Genomic DNA, 20,820 nt, shown 5'->3' with positions numbered 1-20,820 from the left:
GCCTTTACGGGCAGTTTGACTCCCACTTATCCTCCTTTGATTCCTCTTAGTCTTGAAGTGGGGTCTTACTGCCCGTTAGACTGCGATAAACTCTAGCCCTTTCTCATATTTGGACGGAGTTTTTTAATGCTAAGAAGGACAGCTCCAATGAAAATGAAAGTGTATGAAATTAAGTATGAAATCCACAAAGGAAATTCAATGCCTGTTGATCTTGTAATTTCATTGGTCATTTCCGGCTCAAAGGTACTCATCAGAATAATGACCGGATTGAGCATAGCCGGGAAATATGCCAGCGGATTCGTCGGCTGAGTTCCAGTATATCCATATGCATTTGTTAATTGCATAAAAATTAAAGCAAGGAAAGCCGTTCCGCCTGCTAAGAATAAAGTAACCCCATAGGTGGTAACCATCGAGACAATGGTTTTTCTGATTAGCGTTGAAAATAAGACTCCAATGCTTCCGTAAACCACGATTGTAAACAAATAAAATCCCATTGTCGTAAGCAGCTGGCCTGGAGAAATACCTCCAAATAAAAACACAAAGCTATAAAGAGGCAAACTTGCCGCAATCAGCAGAATTAAATATGAAATGGAAGAGATCAGCTTGCTTAATATAATGCTTGAGGAGCTTTGAGTCGTCGTGAGCATGATATTTAAGGTCTGCCTCTCTCTTTCACTGCTGATAACTCCTGCTGTTAATCCAGGGGTAATAAATAGAATCAAGCCAAGCTGCAATATAGATAAAACCATAAACATTGTCCGGCTCTGTTCCGGTTTAAAAAAGCCCTGCATGTTGTTTGACAGTGATTCAATAAAAATGAATCCAACAATGATAAGCCCTAAGGCCAAGAGGTAAAACAGGACCCCAAGGTAACTTTTAAAGCTTCGGAAGCGGAGCTTAAATTCTTTATTCAGTACAGGATTTACGACTAAATTCTTCATGTCAGCTCAACTCCCTTTGTAATTTCCATAAAGACATCTTCCAGGTCTGTTTCCGCTTCTGCAAAGCTGGTGATGGCCAGATTACTTAATATGGCTCTTTTAAGAAGTTCTGTTTGCTCTTCAGGCGTCCCTTTGTAAATAAACTGAAAAGATAACCCGTCCTCCAGCAAAGATAATTTAAAAATATTTGGATCATCTTCGAAAAAGGAGATGGCATTTTCAGCACTCCCATTAACTTTTACACGAATCAGCCTTTCTCCTCTAAGCTGCGACTGGATATCAGCCACAGACCCCTGAGCCACAAGTTTACCCTGATCAATAATGCCAATGGTATCGCACATTTCTGCAAGCTCAGGCAGAATATGTGAAGATATTAAAATCGTCTTGCCCATACTCTTCAATTCTTTTAATATTTCCCTCATTTCTACCCTTGCTCGCGGGTCAAGTCCTGATGCAGGTTCATCCAGAATCAGCACTTCAGGGTCATGAATCAGGCATCTTGCCAGGCATAGACGCTGTTTCATCCCTCTGGATAGAAGGTCCACATATGACTCTCTTTTATGTGACAAGTTGACAAGGTCGAGCAGCTGTGGAATCAGCTTCTCGCGTTCTGCGAATGGAATACCGTAACTTGCACCGTAGAAGTGAAGATACTCATCAGCCTTAAGCTGATCATAAACCCCGAAGAAGTCCGGCATATAGCCAATTTGCTTTCGTACGAGCTTTGGCTCCTTCTGCACGTCATACCCGTTTACATAAGCCGATCCCGAAGTTGGGGCAAGCAGTGTTGCCAAAATGGAAAAGGTTGTGGATTTTCCTGCACCGTTCTGTCCGACAAAACCAAAAACACTGCCTTTTTCAATAGTAAGATTTAAGGAATCAAGCGCTGTGAATTTTCCATATCGTTTCGTTAAATCTATTATTTCGATCATTTCGCCACCTCCCCTTTTATTGTTACAGCCGGCAATGGAACAAATGGATCTCCCTGTGAAGATTTAATAAGCTTCACAATAAATCGGCCCTCTTTTGAAACATACTGAGACAAGTCATCTTTACTTGTCAGCTTTAAGCTCCTTTGATCCGGTTCAATCGGCAGCCATTCACCTGTTTTATGGTTTTTTAATGAATACTGTACATTTTGGCTATTAATCCTTACCGAAATTTCTTCCAGTTTATAGGTTTTCTCTTTAAGCTGCTTCGGAAGGCTTAAAGAATATTCATATTCACCGTCTTCAAGCATCATTTCACCATTCGTGCTGTCCATTCCTTTTTCATAAATCTGTCCCTTAATCACATTCCAATCAGCTGCCATCATGCCATCCTTCAATGTAAATTCGCCGGAAAACTCATTTTTGGCCTCAAATGGCTGAACAATCAGATTGGTGTTATTCTGTTTTGCTTTCTTCCCTTTCATGGTTACATCAATGACAGATTCTCTTGTAATTCCTGCAAGGACTGGCTGTGAAAGATCTCCCAGCAAAAATGTATTAGAAGCATATTGAAGCCTTTCTCTTCTTAATTTATTAATATCATTTTGGCTATTGGCAGGATTTCCTCCATTAAATGCTCCTCCGTACGGTTTGCTCAGAAGGGACTGTTTTGTGGCTTTATCTACTTTAATGGACTCACCTTTTTTAATTGAACCCAGTTTAATTGATTCGTTTCCTGACCAAATATATAATTCTTCAAAATCAAAGTCACTTTGGTTTTGAATTGTTCCTGTTAATCTTTTTTCTTTAAGGGTGATATCTGCTGTCAATTTCCCATTTATTTCTGTTTGAGCCTTTCCGTAAATGGTTTTGGATGACCAATATTCTACCTCTGGGAAAATTATCTCATTGTTTTTTACTCTTTCAGCCATGATTCCGCCTCTAAGGGGGTCAGATGACGTGGAATTGTTTGAATAAACCACAGCATTATATTCACCTTTTGGCATTGAGAGGATGTATTCACCGCTTTTATTTGACAGCAGGGTTGAAGCCTGATAACCAGTAAGCAGATTGTTATTCACTTTATATATCCCCATCTGGTTCAGCTGCGGCTGAGAAATTCTGTCTTTTGCCCCCATTCCAAAGACAGCTGCACCCATTAAAATGGCTATAGAAGGAATGATCCACCAGGAATGCTCCCGTTTATCAAGCTTTCTTAACACAAAATAAAGCACAGGCACTATTAGAATAATATAACCGGCAAAAAGTCCAATAAGCTGTCCGACTGAAAAATTGGATGCAGGAAAGAATTCATTTATTTCTGCAAATTCCCAATAAAGCTGGTCGAGATAATCCTGTGAATAGTGGGTTGATCCAATGCCTGAACCTGATGCCTGTTTCATATAGTCTTCAAACCATTTGTCATATCCCTGCCATGAAGATAAAGGCTCATCTCCCAGTGAAAAAGCTGTCTGCAAAATTGTCCCGCTTCCATACTCCTTTTTCAACGCCGCAGGGAGATCGCCGCTTTTTGCAATAACTTCTGCACTCTTACCAACCGGACCAGTGAAGAAGTTGAGCTCATCAAATTTTGGCTCCTCTCCCTTTGCCGGCTGAAGGAATTTGACTGGAGCGGATGCCTCATTTTCTGATTTCATCGGCAGCAGTGAATATAAATTTCCATAGGAGCCGCTGGCATCTGGTCCTCCTCCGGCAATCAATGTTCCACCACTGAATATCCAGTCCCTTATAGCTTTTTGCTGTTTTTCACTAAGCTGGGAAACCTTAAATTCATCAATAAGCAAGTAATCGAGTGTCTCCAGCCCTGTTGCATCATCCGGCAAATCTTCCCCTTTAAGTTCAAGCAACGATTTAGAAGGAAGTGTTCTAAGCTCTTTTACACGGTCATAGTTTTCACTTAGAACTCCAATTACTTCAGTAGCCATATCTACAAATTTAGGCTTTAGTGTATTTTCTCCTTTAAAACTAACTTTTTTTCCGTCTTCCCAATCTCCTTCATAAAGAGTCAGCAATGGAATATTCTGATACATGGAGGGGTGGTCCTCCGTCATTCCAGGTATGGAAACCAGATATTCCTTAGCTGTTCCGGCAGGCAGCTCTACTTTTACAGAAACCGCACCGCTGGTATTGTAGGATGGATGGTAACTTATCAGCAAATCTCCGCTAAATGCGTCACCTGAATTTTCCATCTTAATACGCAGAGGAAATCCCTTTCCTCTTTTTACTTTTCCGTCAAAGCCCTCATCGAGAGTAACTTTAATGCCTGTACCGGCAGCTTCTGCTGATTGGAATGGATGAAACATTAACACAAAGCAGAATAGCACCATAATGATTACTTTTAATTTACCGTGCAACCCAATCTCCCCTTTAAATATCGTAAGTATTAGCTTTTTATATTTATAGGCAGCTTCTATAACAATGATTATTGCCAGCCTGATAACTTCTTCGATTGTATAGACGCAGCTTAATGACAAAAAGTTCCTGAGGATATTAAAATAATCTGTTTTACAGGTTAATCTTGATGAAGAACACCATCATTATAGTGTAATTTTACACTATAAATTGCACTTTTCAAACTATTTTTTATTCTCATTCTATTATCTATAATATAAAAAACAGCCTGAGAACGGATTCTCAGGCTGTTTAATCAGTAATATTTTTATTCTTCCTCTTCTTCTGCTTCTTTTTCAACAATGTCTGCAAATAGTCCATAGACATATTGTTCTGCATTAAATTCCTGCAGGTCATCCATTTTTTCACCTAAACCTACGAATTTCACAGGTATTTCCAACTCATTTCTGATTGCCAGAACGATGCCGCCTTTTGCAGTACCATCCAGCTTTGTAAGAACAATACCGGAAACATCTGTTGCTTCCTTGAAGGTCTTAGCCTGAATCATGGCATTTTGTCCGGTAGTAGCGTCAAGAACAAGCAATACTTCGTGCGGGGCACCAGGTACTTCTCTTTCAATTACGCGCTTTACCTTTTCCAATTCTTTCATCAAATTGACTTTATTTTGGAGACGTCCCGCTGTATCACAGATTAAAATATCGGCCTTGCGCGACTTTGCAGACTGAACAGCATCATACATGACAGCTGCAGGGTCAGAACCGGCTCCCTGCTTAATGACATCAACTCCGACACGTTCGCCCCACACCTCAAGCTGTTCAATCGCTCCTGCACGGAAAGTATCACCCGCTGCAAGAAGGACATTTTTCCCTTCACTTTTGAACTTATGAGCAAGTTTTCCGATTGTCGTTGTTTTTCCAACACCGTTAACACCAACAAACAGGATTACCGTAAGTCCATCGGTTTGTATATTTAGTTCTGTGGAGGTTTCGCCTGCGCTGTCATAAATGTCTACAAGCTTCTCAGATATTACTGCCTGAACCTCGCGCGGATCCTGAATATTCTTGCGCTTTACTTCTCTTCTCAGCTCATCCACCAGTTCCATGACAGTGTCAAAACCGACATCCGCCCCAATTAAGATTTCTTCCAGTTCCTCGAAAAATTCCTCATCCACTTTCCGGTATCTTGAAACAAGGTCGTTAACCTTATTTGAAAAATTATCGCGCGTTTTGGTTAATCCGTCTTTAAACTTTTCAGTAACACTATCTGTCTGCTTTGTGATTCTTTCTTTAAGTTTTTTAAAGAAACTCATGTTTTCACTTCCTTTTAAAGCTTTTTATTGTATGTTCTTTGTTTGTTATACTTGTTTGAAAACATTGTCCGCTGATTTCCGCTGCAGGTACTCAGCAAACCCGCGGGGGCTGCCGGGAGCCTCCTCGACGCTCTGCGTCTGTGGGGTCTCCCTGGTACGCTACTCCCGCAGGAGTCTCGCACCTTCCGCTTCAATCAACTCAGTGGAATAACTTAATTCGGATAACAAAATTACCAAACATTCTTTATGTATATAGCGGAACAGTGTTACAGACTGTTCCGCATTGGAAACTTTATTGAGTAATTAATTCCCTGGTTTCTTCGAGACGAACAGATACCAGTTTGGAGACACCGGATTCCTGCATGGTTACACCGTAAAGAACATCCGCTTCTTCCATTGTTCCTTTTCTGTGGGTGATAACGATGAACTGGGTTTCTGCGCTGTATCTTTTTAAGTATTGGCTGAACCTTTGGACGTTTGCTTCATCCAAAGCAGCTTCCACTTCATCAAGAATACAGAATGGAACAGGCCGGACTTTTAAAATAGAAAACAGCAATGCAATGGCTGTGAGTGCACGTTCACCCCCAGATAATAATCCAAGGTTCTGCAATTTCTTGCCTGGCGGCTGTGCAACAATTTCCACACCTGTATTCAATAAATCTTCAGGTTGGGTCAATCGTAAATCCGCTCTGCCGCCGCCGAATAAAGATTGGAAAACCGACTCAAAATGAAGCCGGATCCCTTCAAAGGTTTCTTCAAATCTTCTTTTCATTTCAACATCCATTTCATCAATAACCTGGAATAATGTATCCTTTGCGTCCTGAAGGTCTGTTTTTTGCTCAAGCAGGAATTCATAGCGTTCCGATACTCTTTCATACTCCTCGATTGCTCCGAGATTAACTGCGCCAAGTTCCTCGATAGCCAGCTTTATGAGTTTTACTCTTTTTCGCGCTTCCTCAATTTCAATTTGCAGCGGATATTCTTCTTTAGCCGCTTCAAAAGACAGCAGGTATTCTTCCCTTAAATGATTCAGCCTATTCTCAAGCTCAACATCCAGCCGGTTCTGTTTAACTTCCTCATCTTTCAGAACTCCTATGAGGCCTTTATGCTGGCGTTTTAATTCTTTTACCTCAAGCTCAAGGTCCTCTAAAGATGCTTGGAGCTTTAATCGCTCATTCCTTCTTGAAGCAATCAGTTCAAGTGTTTCATTCTTTTCCTTCAGTTTTTGCTGTGCTGCTTCTTCCAGATGCTGTTCACCTGAAGAGCTGTTTGTCATTTCGGATGAAAGCAATTCTAAATCTTCTTTTACGGTTTTAAGTTTCTCCTGTGTAACAGCAAGCTCAGAATTTATGGCGGCCAGCTTGTCCTCAGCATGGTTCAGCTGCTCACTTTTGGAAGCGAAGCTAATTTTCAGCTCATTAATTTCAGATACTACAGTTTCCTTTGAAGTCTGCTGGGTGTTTTTTCTTTCTGTTAATGCTTTTATCTCCTGATCAAGATTAGCGATTTGCTTTTGCTGCTGATCCAATACGACTGAAAGCTCGCTCTTTCTTGCCAGCAGTCTCTCTATATCTTGCGAAAACTGTGCTTTGTCCATATCATAAAGGGATAGGCGCTCATTAATGCTTTTCTCTTCAAACTCTGCTTCTAAAAGTTCTCCTTTTACCTTCTGTTCCATCAAACGAAGCTCTTCGCCTGTTTTTCTAAGCTGCTCAATGTGTAAATCCTGTTTTTGAATTTCACTTTTTTGCAGTTTTACTTGCTTTTCGAGATTTGCTGTTTTGGATTCCATATCCGTAATTCTGGATTTCAGCTCTTCAAGTTCACCTTTACGTGAAAGAATTGAAGTACTTTTCTGTTTCACAGCTCCACCGGTCATGGAGCCGCCGGGATTAACCACATCTCCTTCAATTGTTACGAGCCTCACACGATATTGAAGCAGCTTCGCAAGTTCATTGGCACCTTTAAGATCCCGGGCAATGACCACATTGCCAAGCAAGTTCTCGATAGCAGGCTGGTGTCTTTCTTCAAATTGTATCAGTGAAGCAGCTTCACCAATAAAGGCAGGGTGGCCTTGAACCGACTGCATTTGCGTGGTATTCAGCTTCTTCCCCTTAATTACACTTAAAGGCAGGAATGTGGCTCTGCCGTATGAATTCTTTTTCAGGAATTGAATGGCACTTCTTCCGTCCTGTTCATCTTGTACAATGATATGCTGCATGGCACCGCCGAGAGCTGTTTCAATCGCAGTTTCGTACTCTTTTGGCACCTGAATTAACTCAGCTATGGCTCCTTCAATTCCCTGCAGCTTGCTGCCTCTTGCTTTCAATACTTCTTTTACTCCTTGGAAAAAACCCGAAAAATCCTCTTCCATTTCTTCAAGCATTTCCTGACGGGATTTCGCCTGCTGCAAATATTGATAAGCCTGATACAAGGTTTTTTCCTGCTTTTGATAATTATTCTTTAATGATTCAAGCTTGCGGTCTTCATTTCGGAATAGATGAACTTGATTTTCTAATTCCTTTTGCAGGTTTTCAAGATTTGATTGTATCTTTTGTTTTTTCTCTTCATTTTTCTTGCGGTCAGCAATAAATTTTTCATTATCCATTTCAAGCCTTGAACTGCGCTTTCCCTGCTGACTCAGCTGCTGATCAATATTCTGCAATTCATTCCGTGAAGCTGCCTGGCGGTTCAGCACTTCAATATAATCACTTTTCAGAGATTCTATTTTTTCTTCTGTATTTTCACTGAATAGTTTTAGCTGCTCCTGCTTTTCCTTTAATGCTTTTTGAAGCTTACCAGCTTCTGCCTTAACTTTTCCCCTGAGAGCCGAGTGCTTTTCTTTCTGCTCTTTTAACTCAGCAATCTTCATCGTAAGTTCTTTCATATTTCCATGGAGCTGGTCTTTATTCTGGCTGGCATTTTTCTTTCGCTCTTTGAGCACTTCTTTTCTGCCTTCCAGTTTTTCCAGCTCTTCACTGGCATGAAGGAGCACATCCTGCAGATCATTGACTGATTCATCAATTGCAGCTATATGATCCTTTAACTCTTCCACTTTCGCTTCTTTGCTTTGGATAACTGCCGAGAGCTTCATCTCATCTTCCGTATGCAGCTCGAGCTGACGTGAAAGTTGCTCCCATTTTGAATGCAGATCCTCGATCTCATAAACGGTAAGGGCAACCTCTATTTTCTCCAGCTCTTCTTTCTGCTGCAAATAATCTTTTGCGATTGAAGCCTGTATTTTCAAAGGCTCTACCTGGGTTTCCAGTTCATGAAGAATATCATTCACCCTGTTTAAGTTATCCTGGGTTTCTGAAAGCTTGCCTTCCGCCTTTTTCTTTCTTGTCTTGTATTTAAGTACGCCAGCCGCTTCTTCAAATATAGTCCGGCGTTCTTCAGCTTTGCTGTTTAAAATTTCTTCAACTCTGCCCTGGCTTATGATTGAAAAAGCTTCCCTGCCAAGGCCTGAATCCATAAATAAATCTACAATATCTTTAAGTCTGCATGTTTGCTTATTGATCAGGTATTCACTGTCTCCGGACCGGTAGACCCTTCTTGTAACACTGACTTCGCTGTACTCGATCGGCAGACCCTGATCGGCGTTATCAAGGGTCAGTGTCACCTCTGCAAAATTCTGTGCTCTCCGGGAATCACTGCCCGCAAAAATGACATCCTCCATTTTCGCACCGCGAAGGGACTTAGCTGATTGTTCACCCAATACCCAGCGGATGGCATCAGTAATATTGCTTTTCCCGCTTCCATTCGGACCGACAACTGCTGTGACGCCTGGAACAAAATCAACCGTTATCCGCTCAGCAAACGACTTAAATCCAATAACATCAAGCCTTTTTAAAAACAACCTTGGTCCCCCTCTGTCTCCTCATGTTTCTGCTCTTTGATGTCAGAGTTAGAAAATGTTTCACTTTATATGATTTTTTAATACTTCAAGAGCCATTTGGGCCGCATGTTGTTCGGCTTCTTTCTTTGACCGGCCAGTGCCTGTCCCAAGTTCCCTGCCATTTAGAGAAACAGTGGAAACAAATTCACGATTGTGGGCAGGTCCCTTTTCCTGAAGGATTTTATATTCAATTGCACCTGCTCCATCCCGCTGCACAAGCTCCTGCAGCTGGCTTTTAAAATCCATCACATGCGAAAAAGCACCTGAATCAATCTTTGGAAAAACAACTTTTTCCAAAAAACCGACAACTGTATCTAATCCTTTATCCAGGTACAATGCACCTATAAAGGCTTCAAACACATCTGCAAGCAGGGCCGGACGGGTTCTTCCACCTGTCATTTCCTCCCCTTTACCAAGGAGCACCAGGCTGCCAAATGACAATTCGTGGGCAAATGAGACCAGGGATGGTTCGCAGACAACCGCAGCCCTCAGCTTTGTTAATTCACCCTCGCTCATCATCGGATATTTAAGGTAAAGGAATTTTGAAACAGTCAGTTCAAGGACGGCATCCCCCAGGAATTCCAGTCTTTCATTGTCTTCATAAGGCTTTCTCCGGTGCTCATTCACATAGGATGAATGGGTAAAAGCTTGTTTTAGTAATTTTTCATTTTCAAAGTGAATTCCGATTTCCGTCTGGAATTCTTTAAATTGTTTTTCGATTGCGCGAAATGATTTTCTTTCTTTATCTTTATTGCTGCGCATATTGCATCCACCTTGCTAAAATTAATATTCTTTTTAATAATAGGCTCATTTCAAAAATATTGAGTTTTTAGTTTTGAACTATGCCCGTTGATTTCCGCTACAGGTACTCGCTTTCCGCGGGGCGGGCGGTGAGCCTCCTCGACGATGTGCGTCTGTGGGGTCTCACCTGTCCCGCTACTCCCGCAGGACGTTGAATAAGCTTCCTCGAAAGAACACCGCACGAAGAAAATGCGGCAGCATTTTCGAGGATCTCGCACCTTCCGCTCCAATCAACTCAACGAAAAATATAAATAAATGCCCAAAAGCCATAAGGCTTAAGGAAACTTACATTCATAAAATCTAAATAATTGGTCTTCCCTAAGTTTACGTAATAAAGAGGAAAAACGCAAAAAACTTCGATATAAAGCAATTTTATGTTTCATATGGTTACGGCCATTTTCACAGAAGAAAGCCCCGTTATCAAACGGAGCTTTTGAGAATCGTATTTACTGTCCACAGTCACCTGCTGAAGGCTGAAAGCTTAATTCCAAGCTGCCCTTTCGATGCTGCAGGTAACACCGGACAGTAAACATCAGAAAAAATTGCTGCAGTGAGGGGGATTCCCTCACTGCAGAGCGGTTCTACTAACGATTATTGGCTAGCTTTTATGTAATTTACAGCGTCACCGACTGTTGCGATTTTCTCAGCGTCATCGTCAGAAATTTCCATGTCGAACTCATCTTCTAATTCCATTACTAATTCTACTACATCAAGGGAATCAGCACCTAGATCATCTTTGAAAGAAGCCTCCAATTTCACTTCAGACTCTTCAACGCCAAGACGGTCCACGATGATCTTTGTTACACGTTCTAATACTTCTGCCATGCTTGTTCACCTCCCCTCAAGTATTATAGATTATTTTTAGCCTTTATTGAAAGCTTTTATAAAAAATTTTGCATTACAAGCCTGTTACAAATTACATGACCATTCCGCCATCAACATGCAGGGTTTGCCCTGTCATATAACGGCTGTCCTCTGAAGCTAGAAACACTGCCACATTTGCAATATCTGCAGGATCGCCGAAGCGCGCCAATGGGATTTGTTTTAGCATCTGATCCCTTACATCCTCGTTCAGCTTATCCGTCATATCAGTTGTGATGAAGCCTGGTGCAATGGCATTGACTGTTATCCCTCTTGATGCAAGTTCCTTTGCTGAGGTTTTTGTCAGGCCGATAACCCCTGATTTGGCAGCGACATAGTTAGCCTGTCCAGGATTTCCGCTCACACCCACAATGGATGAAATATTGATAATGCGGCCGCTGCGCTGTTTCATCATTTGCCTTGTAACAGCTTTTGTACAAAGGAAAACACCTTTCAGGTTAATGTTAATAACATCATCCCATTCGTCTTCCTTCATTCTCATAAGCAGGTTGTCCTTCGTAATACCCGCATTATTAACCAGAATATCAAGCTTGCCAAATTTTTCTACTGTTTCTTTTACCATGCTTGTCACGGAATCACTATTTGACACATCGCATTGGATAGCAAAAGCATTTCTGCCTAAAGCCTTTATTTCATCAACGACTTCGTTCGCCCTTGCCTCACTTCCGGAGTAGTTAACCGCAATATCTGCACCTTGCCTGGCAAGACCCAAAGCGATTTCTCTTCCGATTCCGCGGGAAGCTCCTGTTACTAAAGCGGCTTTTCCCTCTAGCTTCATCTCAATTCCTCCTTCAAGGATTCTGTAACTGCCTGGCATGATTCTGCATCTGAAACGGCATACGTCTTAAGGGTACGATCTACCTTTTTCACTAAGCCTGACAGTACTTTTCCTGGACCTATTTCTATAAATGTATCCACTCCAAGCTCTATCATCCTGCGGATTGAATCCTCCCATAGCACAGGAGAATACAGCTGTTCAATCAATCTGCCATTTATTTCTGAAGCGGATGTCATTTCAGAAGCTGTTACATTGGCAATGACAGGAACCTTTGCATCTTTAATCTCAATTTCATCAAGGATTCCCCTGAACTTCTCAGCAGCAGGCTTCATTAATTGGGAATGGAAAGGGCCGCTTACCTCCAGCAGAAGCACACGCTTGGCACCTTCTTCTTTAGCCTTTAGAGAAGCCAGTTCCACGCCTGCTTTTGAACCTGAAATGACAATTTGTCCAGGACAATTCAGGTTTGCAAGCTGCACCGGATTTCCTCCTGCAGTAACCTCTTCTGTAATTGCAGTGAGCTTGTCCCTGTCAAGGCCCAATACTGCAGCCATTGTTCCTTCGCCATTAGGAACGGCTTCTTCCATGAATTCGCCCCGCTTACGGACAGCATATACCCCATCCTCAAAGGATATAGCTTCCGCAGCGACCAGTGCAGTATACTCACCAAGGCTATGTCCCGCAACAAAATCAGGTGTTATACCAGATCTTTTAAAATAATCGAGAATGGCAATGCCAGTGGTCAATAGTGCAGGCTGTGCGTTTGTTGTTAACGTCAATTTGTCCTGAGGCCCTTCAAAAATAAGTTCCGATAATGAAAACCCAAGTTTTTGATCGGCTCTTTCAAAAAATCCTTTTACGTTTTCATCCTGTTCAGCTAAGACTTTTCCCATACCTGCAGCCTGGGACCCCTGCCCAGGGAATAAAAAAGCGATTTTACCCATCATGCTTTCCCCCCAAGTTAAAAATGTTTATTTAAGAGCTGTCTTTCCGGCTTCTTTTACAACCGCTTCCTTTATCGTATCAGCAACATTGTTTTCGACCATGTTCCTGGCCTGCCTCAGTGCACTGAATAAAGCTGTTGCATCTGAAGAGCCATGCGCCTTGATAACCGGCGCCTTTAATCCAAATAATCCGGCACCGCCGTATTCCGAATAATCCATTTTAGATTTCAGCTGGTATAGATCAGGCTTTAAGGCTGCTGCTGCCAATTTTGTTTTAAAGCTGCTGGTCAGAGCTGCTTTTAGCATTTTAAATACAGATAGAGCAGTACCTTCAATTGTCTTAAGCACCATATTGCCGGTAAAGCCATCCGTCACAACAACATCCGCAGCTCCCTCAAGCAAATCGCGCGCTTCCACATTGCCGATAAAATTGATATCCGCATTCTTCAGCAGATCAAATGTATTTTTTGCCAGCTCATTGCCTTTTTTCTCTTCCGTTCCGATATTTAGAAGGCCTACTCTGGGATTGGCAACACCCCGGACCTTTTCGGTATATATAGATCCCATAATCGCATATTGAAGAAGATGCTCAGGCTTCGCGTCCACATTCGCCCCTACATCAAGCAAAAGGAACCCTTCTCCCCCTATTGTTGGAAGAGTAGGTGATAATGCCGGACGTTCAATGCCCTCAATCCTTCCTACCACAAAAAGGCCTGCTGCCATAAGAGCACCCGTGTTTCCTGCGGAAATGCATGCATCCGCCTTACCATCTGTGACAAGCTGCGCTGCAAGCACCATGGATGCATTTTTCTTTCTGCGTACAGCTCTCACCGGCTCATCATCCGGCAAGATGACTTCATCTGTATGTAATATGTCAATTCGCTCATTTGAAGTAAGGTATTGGTTTATTTTTGACTCATCGCCTACAAGGGTAATATGTACATCCTTATATTCTGCGGCAGCTTTCATTGCCCCAAGGACAATTTCCTTCGGAGCATTGTCGCCTCCCATTGCGTCTATGGCAATTTTCATGGTGCTTCATCCTTTTAGTGATTATTTTTTTCTGAACATGTCAAATTCTCCCTTGAATACCTGTTCGTTATTCACAAAGCTATTGACTTCAACCAACGTCCTTCCGCTGTCAATGTCAATTGTAAGGACCTTTGCTTTTGCAATGACACGTTCATTTAATCTCACAGGCCTTGTAAATTGAATATTGGCTTTTGCCGTTAATGCCAGCTCATCATTTATGACGGCGACCGCCAGTGAGTTGGCCTGTGCAAACAGGTGGTGGCCCCGGGCAATTCCATTACGCTTGAAGACATGTTCACTTTTTACATCGAAAATGGATATCGCCGTTTTATCCAATTCTATATCTATTATTTCACCGATTATTTCTTCTATTGGTAAAGATCGCACTTCATCCTCAAAACTTTTCTCGGCAACATGCTTGATTCGCTCACGCAATTCCGGAATTGATAATTCCAGCCGATCGAGCCTGATTGTCTGGACGCTGACAGAGAACTTGTCCGCAAGTTCCTCGTCCGTGACAAAAGGATTTTCTTTTATGGTGTCCGTTAATAATGTTTGACGTTCTTTTTTGTTTCTTTTCATTAAAATCCCACCGTCCGAGATATTAAGACTAGGTACTAATAGTAGTATATAATCAAAAAAAGCAGATTGCAAGAAAGAACTTTTCCGCAATCCGCTCTGATTACCTTATTTCTAGTCCAGCTTTTCCCCTTCCAGCACTCCTGCTTCCTTTAAATAATGCCGCAAAGGCAGGTACTCATCCGAGTGCCAGAATTCATCGGATTCCACTAGATTTAATGCATCGTTCCTGGCGGTTTCGAGCGCACGGTAATCATGGACCATATCAGCGACTTTAAATTCCGGAAGCCCGCTTTGTTTTCTTCCGAAAAAGTCTCCAGGACCTCTCAGCTCAAGGTCCTTTTCACTTAGAGCAAAACCATCATTGGTTTCTGTCATGATTTTCATGCGTTCTTTTCCAACTTCCGATTTCGGATCAGCCAGAAGCACACAATAAGATTGTTTATCTCCTCTTCCTACCCTGCCCCTCAGCTGATGCAGCTGTGCAAGTCCAAACCGCTCCGCATCATAGATCACCATCATCGTTGCATTTGGAACATTCACACCCACCTCAACAACCGTCGTCGAAACAAGAACCTGAGTTTCATTACAGCTGAAAGCTTTCATAACACTTTCCTTTTCATCCGGATGAAGCCTGCCATGCATGAGTCCGACATCATAACGGCCATGAAAATGATGCATCAGTGTCGCATGGACATCTATAGCGTTTTGAACATCCAATTTGTCTGATTCCTCAATAAGCGGGCAGATCACATAAACCTGCTGACCTGCTGAAAGCTCCTTTTCCATAAAACCTAGGACCCTGTCCAGCATTTCAGGTTTTGCCCAATAGGTTTCAATTGCTTTTCGTCCTGCCGGCATTTCATCTATGATGGATACATCCATTTCACCAAAAACGGTAATGGCCAATGTTCTTGGGATTGGTGTTGCAGTCATGAACAGAACATCAGGATTTTCACCTTTTTCCCTGAGTATCCGCCGCTGCCCTACCCCGAATCTATGCTGCTCATCAGTAATGACAAGTCCCAGTTTATTAAATTCCACTTCATCCTGGATAAGTGCATGTGTGCCAATGAGAACATCAATCACCCCATCCTTTAAAAGCTGGAGAATCTCTCTTCTTCGCTTTCCTTTAACAGAGCTTGTCAGAAGTTCACATCGCAGCCCAAACGGCTCGAGCATCGACTTTAAAGATTCTGCATGCTGCTCTGCCAGGATTTCGGTCGGGACCATTAATGCTCCCTGAAAGCCTGCTGTCCTGCTGGCGAATAGAGCAATCGCCGCCACTGCCGTTTTGCCTGAACCAACATCCCCCTGTAATAGCCTGTTCATCCTGTATGGAGATTTCAAATCAGACATGATCTCATTAACTACTCTTTTTTGTGCTCCGGTTAAATCAAATGGCAGTGAGTCAATGAACTCCACTAGTCTTGAAAGATCATAAGCCTGTGCAACCCCTTTTGACTGCTCTCTTTCAATCTTTCTTAGTGCCTGCATTTTTAATTGAAAATAGAAAAACTCCTCGTAAACAAAACGCCGCCTTCCCTGCTTGAGTTCCTGTTCATTGGCGGGAAAATGAAGCGATCTCACAGCATCTCGCCTATTTAATAGTCTATATTGCAATAAATATTTTTCAGGTAAATCTTCTGATATGTCATTCCGATACTGTGTGAAAGCCAGTTTAATAAATCGCCTGATGCCTTTGACCGTGACATTTCCTTTTACAGCATAAACCGGCTCAAAATCCTTATTGCCAGAGGCATTTCCTATTTTAAGTTCACTGGCTGTAATCACCTGCCGATGCTGGTCCCATTTTCCAGTCACCGTAACCGTTTCGTTTAAAACAATTTTGTTCTTCAAATAAGGCTGATTGAACAGAATCACTTGGATGAGATATCGTCCTACAAGCACCCGAACAGTGAGCCTGGAGCGTTTCCTGCCGTAATAAGCAAGTGAAGGTTCACTGTGAACCTTGCCTTCAACCGTCACTCTTTCATCATGCTTCATTTCTGCCAGGTCCTTGAGCCTGTAATCTTCATATCTATATGGAAAATATTCAAGCAAGTCTTTTACAGTGTAAATATTCATTTCAGCCAGTAATTCAGCTGATTCCTCTCCGATGCCTTTAACAGCTGTAACAGACTGGATTAAATTTGGATTCACATTTATTGAACGGCTGCCAATTATATTTTCTTTCAGGCAGTCCGCCATCCCTCCCTGCTCCGTTACTTTTATATACAGGCTTATGAAACGCCTGCTTTATAACTAGCACATTGTAAATTAAAAATGCAAGAAAGTAACCTTAAAACAAAAAAACTCATGCTTAAAAGCATTTATTAAGGTCTAAAATGGACAAAAGCGAAGGCTGGGCCCTCGCTTTGTTTATTGTTTACTTGTTATTCAATTGCGAAAATGAAAGAGTATAGAGGCTGTTTTCCATCATGAAGCTCAACCTCAATATCTTCATATTTATCTTCAATATAGCTGATAAGTGAGTCTACTTCCTCATCTGCTGCATCTTCACCTTTTAAGACGGTAAGGATCTCAGAGTCTTCGTCGATCATTCTTTCCAGAAGATCTTTGGCAGCCTGAACTCTATCCTTGTTTTTCACAACAATTTTGCCGTCAGCAATGCCCATGAAATCATCTTTTTCTATCTCAAGGCCATCGATGCTTGTATCACGGACAGCAAACGTGATTTGGCCTGTTTTCACATGCTGAAGAGCATCTGTCATGCCTTCTTCGTTTTCTGTAAGCTCAGCACTTGGATTAAAGGCAAGAAGAGCCGCCATTCCCTGAGGAACAGTTTTTGAAGGAACAACCACTGCTTCTTCTTCAGTCACTTCTGCAGCCTGCTGTGCAGCCATAATGATATTTTTATTGTTTGGCAAAATGATTACTTTTTTTGCATTTACTTCTTTGATGGCTTTTACAATATCTTCCGTGCTGGGATTCATTGTCTGTCCGCCTTCAATGACAGCATGTGCACCGATGCTTCGGAAAAGATCCGCGATGCCGCTGCCCATTGATACTGTCACAATCCCGTACTCCTGCTTTTCTTTTGGCTTAGCCTGGGCCGCCAAAGGTGTAGGCACGTCTTCGACTAAGTTGGTGTGCTGCTGGCGCATGTTTTCAATCTTCATATTGATTAAACTGCCATAGCGCTGTCCGTATGTCAGGCAATCTCCCGGCTGTTCAGAGTGGATATGTACTTTTACAAGCTGCTCATCCGCAATCACAAGAAGTGAGTCACCATATTGGCTTAAGTCCTGGCGGAATCTGTCTTCTGAAAAAGGATTAGCAGAAATTTTTTCATCTTCGAATTTGACCATAAATTCAGTGCAATAACCGAACTCAATATCCTCAGTGTTCATAAAACTGTGAACATTTTTATGGTGTTCTGCGCTAACCAGGTCATCCATCTTTGGAAGGGCTGCCGGTGTATCAGGAAGTTTTTCGCCCTTTAGCTCGGCAAGGAATCCTTCATATACAAATACAAGGCCCTGTCCGCCGCTGTCTACAACTCCAACTTCTTTTAAGACTGGAAGAAGATCTGGAGTGCGGTTTAGGGAAGCCCTTGCTTCTTTCAAAACTTCCTCCATAATCACGATGATATCATCTTCATGATTAGCAGCCTGAACCGCTTTCTTAGCGGAATCTTTTGCAACAGTAAGGATCGTTCCTTCAACCGGCTTCATCACAGCTTTATATGCCGTCTCCACACCAGAATTCAGAGCATCAGCAAACTCTTTTCCATTGATAGAAGCTTTATGTTCAATCGCTTTTGAGAAGCCTCTGAACAACTGGGAGAGAATTACTCCCGAGTTCCCTCGTGCTCCCATAAGCAAACCTTTAGAAAGAGCAGAGCCTACCTTTCCAATATGCTCTTGGATATTAGCTTTAACTTCCTTTGCTCCGGAAGTCATTGACAAATTCATGTTGGTTCCTGTGTCTCCATCAGGAACAGGGAAAACATTTAACGCATCCACTAATTTTGCATTAGCAGATAAATGGTTCGCTCCTTGTATGACCATTTCGGCAAAAAGCTTCCCATCTAAATCTTTTTTTGACACAAGTCTTTCCTCCTCACTACGGGTTCGTTACTCGAACTCCCTGAACGTAAATATTAACCGAGTCAGTGCTAAGCCCAACTGTTTTATCAAGGGTGTATTTCACTTTAGATTGCACATTGTGGGCAACCTCGGAAATTTTCGTTCCGTAACTTACAATAATATACATATCGATATGTACTTCATCTTCTTCCTGGCGAACAATTACACCACGGGTAAAATTCTCTTTACGCAGTATATCTGTAAGGCCATCCTTAATTTGATTTTTAGAGGCCATTCCTACAATGCCGTAGCAGTCAACTGCTGCTCCGCCTGCGATTGTTGCAATTACATCATTAGAGATATCAATTTGCCCGAAATTTGTTTTTAATTCGATGGACATGGTTCGTTCCCCCTTTGGAAATTGCTTTTCATAAAAGCTTCTTCAGGCACTTCCGCTTAACGATAGTGCTGGCTTTCCCCTGAATTGCACCCTGGAGGCTAAGCCTTCCGGCAAGAGACAATTCACCTTTTTAAGCTGGGCAGCGGTCTTTCTAACTTCAAAGCTTAAAGCATACCTTATAATATTTTACTATATGGGCTGTGATATTGAAAGTCATACTTCTCCATCTCTATTATAGCTCATGTTCCATCCCCCTATGTCAAGGAAATTTTCTTGAAAGCAAACTATTGCAATCAGAAGGGTTGTATGATAAATTATTAAAGTATCTTTTAATGTCGAAATCCGCACAGGGATTCCGCATTAATTCAGATGGATGAATCTGACTATTGCAGATGAAAGCATTGAAAAATAGTTTCAGCTTATGCTTTTAGTAAGGAGGGAAACATACATGCCACGCAAATGTGTAGTAACTGGTAAAAAAACAACTTCAGGTAACGCACGTTCTCACGCAATGAACGCTAACAAGCGCACTTGGGGTGCTAACCTTCAGAAGGTACGTATTCTTGTAGACGGTAAACCTAAACGTGTTTGGGTTTCTGCAAGAGCACTTAAATCAGGTAAAGTTGAGCGCGTTTAACATGCTCAGGGACATCCCTTTTGGATGTCCTTTTTATTTTCCTTTTTTGACCCACTATCATTCTCCCCCATTTAAGCAAAAAATAAAAGCACCCCAGGTGAGGTGCCAAGTTTTGATGCTATTTTCTTTTTAATTTATGGGTGTCTACCCCTTTTTGAAGGTCCCTAACATGGCACGCACAATGCCCCCTAAAAATTTAGGAAGTTTGATTGTATAAAATCTCATTACTCGTGTCCCTCCTCACGATCTTACGCATCCATTCTGTCCTTAAATCGTCTTTACCATCTTATTCAAATAATGAAAGATGAGTACTCATGATTACAAAAAATGATCAGAAAGCAATTCATGCTAAGACTCTTATCCAGCTTTCCCGCATCTTGCAGGGAAGCACTGGCCCGGCACTTAATCCTTGCTTCTTACAACCATTAATATGCCTTCAGTAAAAGAAAAAGTACCACAATCATCAATAAGTTCATTACTGATACAGAGAGTAGAACCGGCAGGAACAGTCCGATCTGTCAGCGGATACTTGAAATTTCTCAGGGTGAGGCCTTTAATTTCCATAGTGACCGGAACAAACGAAATGTATTTGAAATTTGAATGCTGCTTTATGCTGTATTTACCTGGAGTCTTAATATAAATATTATTAGACTTGTCAATAATTTCAACAGGAACAAAGTCTTCCGCCAGTGCAGGCTTTATTAACAGCTGAATATTTGCGAATAAGTGGTCAAGCCTGCCGCCTGTAGCACCAAGCAAACGGACTTTTTCAGGTTTTTGACCGAGTGCCCAATTCAGGGCAAGCTCCATGTCCGTTTCATCCTTCTCCGGCTTGAACCTGTTCAGATCTTTTACATTTTCTTCAATGAGCAAAAGCTCTTCATCCGATACCGAATCAAAATCACCAAATGCCATTTCCGGCTGAATGCCGCTTTGAATTAGAGTAAGCACCCCTCTGTCTACTCCGACCCAAATGTCATCTGTATTACTGAACGAATGCAGATCAGGCAGCAAGTCATCCGGGCCTCCAGCTAAAATATTGATAATCATTATACATTGCTCCATTCATTTATGTATCTAATAAGACAAAAAGCCAGCTGTATTCCAGCTGGCTTCTTTTTATCGCAGTCTAACGGGCAGTAAGACCCCCACTTCAAGACTCAGAGGAATCAAAGGAGGATAAGTGGGGGTCAAACTGCCCGTAAAGGCCCGATTGGTGAGATACAGTGAAACTTGCCGACGCGCAGGCAGAGGCTTAGTTGAAC

The 20,820-nt window shown here is 42.0% G+C and carries 17 protein-coding genes; 1 reads left to right on the top strand and 16 read right to left on the bottom strand.

Annotation, left to right across the window (positions count from 1 at the left end; all coding sequences use genetic code 11):
• Positions 1-92: 92 nt before the first annotated feature.
• From CE058_RS24450 to CE058_RS24385, 14 genes are all read right to left on the bottom strand, one after another.
• Positions 93-941 (bottom strand): ABC transporter permease, encoded by an 849-nt coding sequence (locus tag CE058_RS24450; protein ID WP_048009052.1) that lies wholly within the window; start codon positions 939-941, stop codon positions 93-95.
• Positions 938-1,873 (bottom strand): ABC transporter ATP-binding protein, encoded by a 936-nt coding sequence (locus tag CE058_RS24445; protein WP_048009053.1) that lies wholly within the window; start codon positions 1,871-1,873, stop codon positions 938-940. Before CE058_RS24445 ends, CE058_RS24450 begins: the two co-directional genes overlap by 4 nt.
• Positions 1,870-4,245 carry a hypothetical protein gene (locus CE058_RS24440; RefSeq protein ID WP_163145319.1) on the bottom strand — a complete coding sequence of 792 codons (2,376 nt, stop codon included), beginning with the start codon at positions 4,243-4,245 and terminating at the stop codon, positions 1,870-1,872. The genes CE058_RS24445 and CE058_RS24440 overlap by 4 nt, the downstream gene beginning before the upstream one ends.
• 305 nt (positions 4,246-4,550) lie before the next feature.
• Positions 4,551-5,552 (bottom strand): signal recognition particle-docking protein FtsY, encoded by a 1,002-nt coding sequence (gene ftsY / locus CE058_RS24435; protein ID WP_163145318.1) that lies wholly within the window; start codon positions 5,550-5,552, stop codon positions 4,551-4,553.
• Between the two features lie 292 nt (positions 5,553-5,844).
• On the bottom strand, positions 5,845-9,411 hold the full coding sequence (gene smc / locus CE058_RS24430) for a chromosome segregation protein SMC (RefSeq protein WP_163145317.1): 3,567 nt from the start codon (positions 9,409-9,411) through the stop codon (positions 5,845-5,847).
• Between the two features lie 60 nt (positions 9,412-9,471).
• Positions 9,472-10,212, bottom strand: coding sequence for a ribonuclease III (rnc, locus tag CE058_RS24425; RefSeq protein WP_048009056.1), 741 nt, complete (start codon positions 10,210-10,212; stop codon positions 9,472-9,474).
• A 630-nt stretch (positions 10,213-10,842) separates the two neighbouring features.
• On the bottom strand, positions 10,843-11,076 hold the full coding sequence (locus CE058_RS24420; RefSeq protein WP_009330799.1) for an acyl carrier protein: 234 nt from the start codon (positions 11,074-11,076) through the stop codon (positions 10,843-10,845).
• 91 nt (positions 11,077-11,167) lie between these two features.
• Positions 11,168-11,911 carry a 3-oxoacyl-[acyl-carrier-protein] reductase gene (fabG, locus tag CE058_RS24415; RefSeq protein ID WP_163145316.1) on the bottom strand — a complete coding sequence of 248 codons (744 nt, stop codon included), beginning with the start codon at positions 11,909-11,911 and terminating at the stop codon, positions 11,168-11,170.
• Positions 11,908-12,855, bottom strand: coding sequence for an ACP S-malonyltransferase (gene fabD, locus CE058_RS24410; protein ID WP_163145315.1), 948 nt, complete (start codon positions 12,853-12,855; stop codon positions 11,908-11,910). Before fabD ends, fabG begins: the two co-directional genes overlap by 4 nt.
• Positions 12,856-12,882: 27 nt before the next feature.
• A complete protein-coding gene (gene plsX / locus CE058_RS24405) occupies positions 12,883-13,887 on the bottom strand; it encodes a phosphate acyltransferase PlsX (RefSeq protein WP_163145314.1) in 1,005 nt (334 codons plus the stop codon).
• 21 nt (positions 13,888-13,908) lie between these two features.
• A complete protein-coding gene (gene fapR / locus CE058_RS24400) occupies positions 13,909-14,469 on the bottom strand; it encodes a transcription factor FapR (protein ID WP_163145313.1) in 561 nt (186 codons plus the stop codon).
• Between the two features lie 111 nt (positions 14,470-14,580).
• Positions 14,581-16,629 carry an ATP-dependent DNA helicase RecG gene (gene recG / locus CE058_RS24395; RefSeq protein ID WP_163145320.1) on the bottom strand — a complete coding sequence of 683 codons (2,049 nt, stop codon included), beginning with the start codon at positions 16,627-16,629 and terminating at the stop codon, positions 14,581-14,583.
• Positions 16,630-16,862: 233 nt separating this feature from the next.
• Positions 16,863-18,539 carry a DAK2 domain-containing protein gene (locus CE058_RS24390; RefSeq protein ID WP_163145312.1) on the bottom strand — a complete coding sequence of 559 codons (1,677 nt, stop codon included), beginning with the start codon at positions 18,537-18,539 and terminating at the stop codon, positions 16,863-16,865.
• Between the two features lie 16 nt (positions 18,540-18,555).
• Complete coding sequence (locus CE058_RS24385) at positions 18,556-18,918, bottom strand: Asp23/Gls24 family envelope stress response protein (protein WP_009330806.1); 363 nt, start codon at positions 18,916-18,918, stop codon at positions 18,556-18,558.
• Between the two features lie 448 nt (positions 18,919-19,366).
• On the opposite strand from CE058_RS24385, the gene rpmB reads away from it, so the two are divergent.
• Positions 19,367-19,555 carry a 50S ribosomal protein L28 gene (gene rpmB, locus CE058_RS24380; RefSeq protein ID WP_019381740.1) on the top strand — a complete coding sequence of 63 codons (189 nt, stop codon included), beginning with the start codon at positions 19,367-19,369 and terminating at the stop codon, positions 19,553-19,555.
• Between the two features lie 144 nt (positions 19,556-19,699).
• Here rpmB and spoVM read toward each other — a convergent pair whose 3' ends face one another.
• Together spoVM and CE058_RS24370 are read right to left on the bottom strand one after the other, a co-directional pair.
• Entirely contained in the window at positions 19,700-19,780 is an 81-nt protein-coding gene (gene spoVM, locus CE058_RS24375; protein WP_019381739.1) for a stage V sporulation protein SpoVM, read from the bottom strand.
• Positions 19,781-19,957: 177 nt separating this feature from the next.
• Positions 19,958-20,605, bottom strand: coding sequence for a thiamine diphosphokinase (locus CE058_RS24370; RefSeq protein WP_163145311.1), 648 nt, complete (start codon positions 20,603-20,605; stop codon positions 19,958-19,960).
• Positions 20,606-20,820 lie beyond the last annotated feature (215 nt).

The sequence above is a fragment of the Bacillus sp. 22-7 genome, assembly GCF_010628845.1.
Classification (GTDB): Bacteria; Bacillota; Bacilli; order Bacillales; family Cytobacillaceae; genus Cytobacillus; species Cytobacillus firmus_B.
This window is presented reverse-complemented; position numbering and strand designations above follow the sequence as displayed.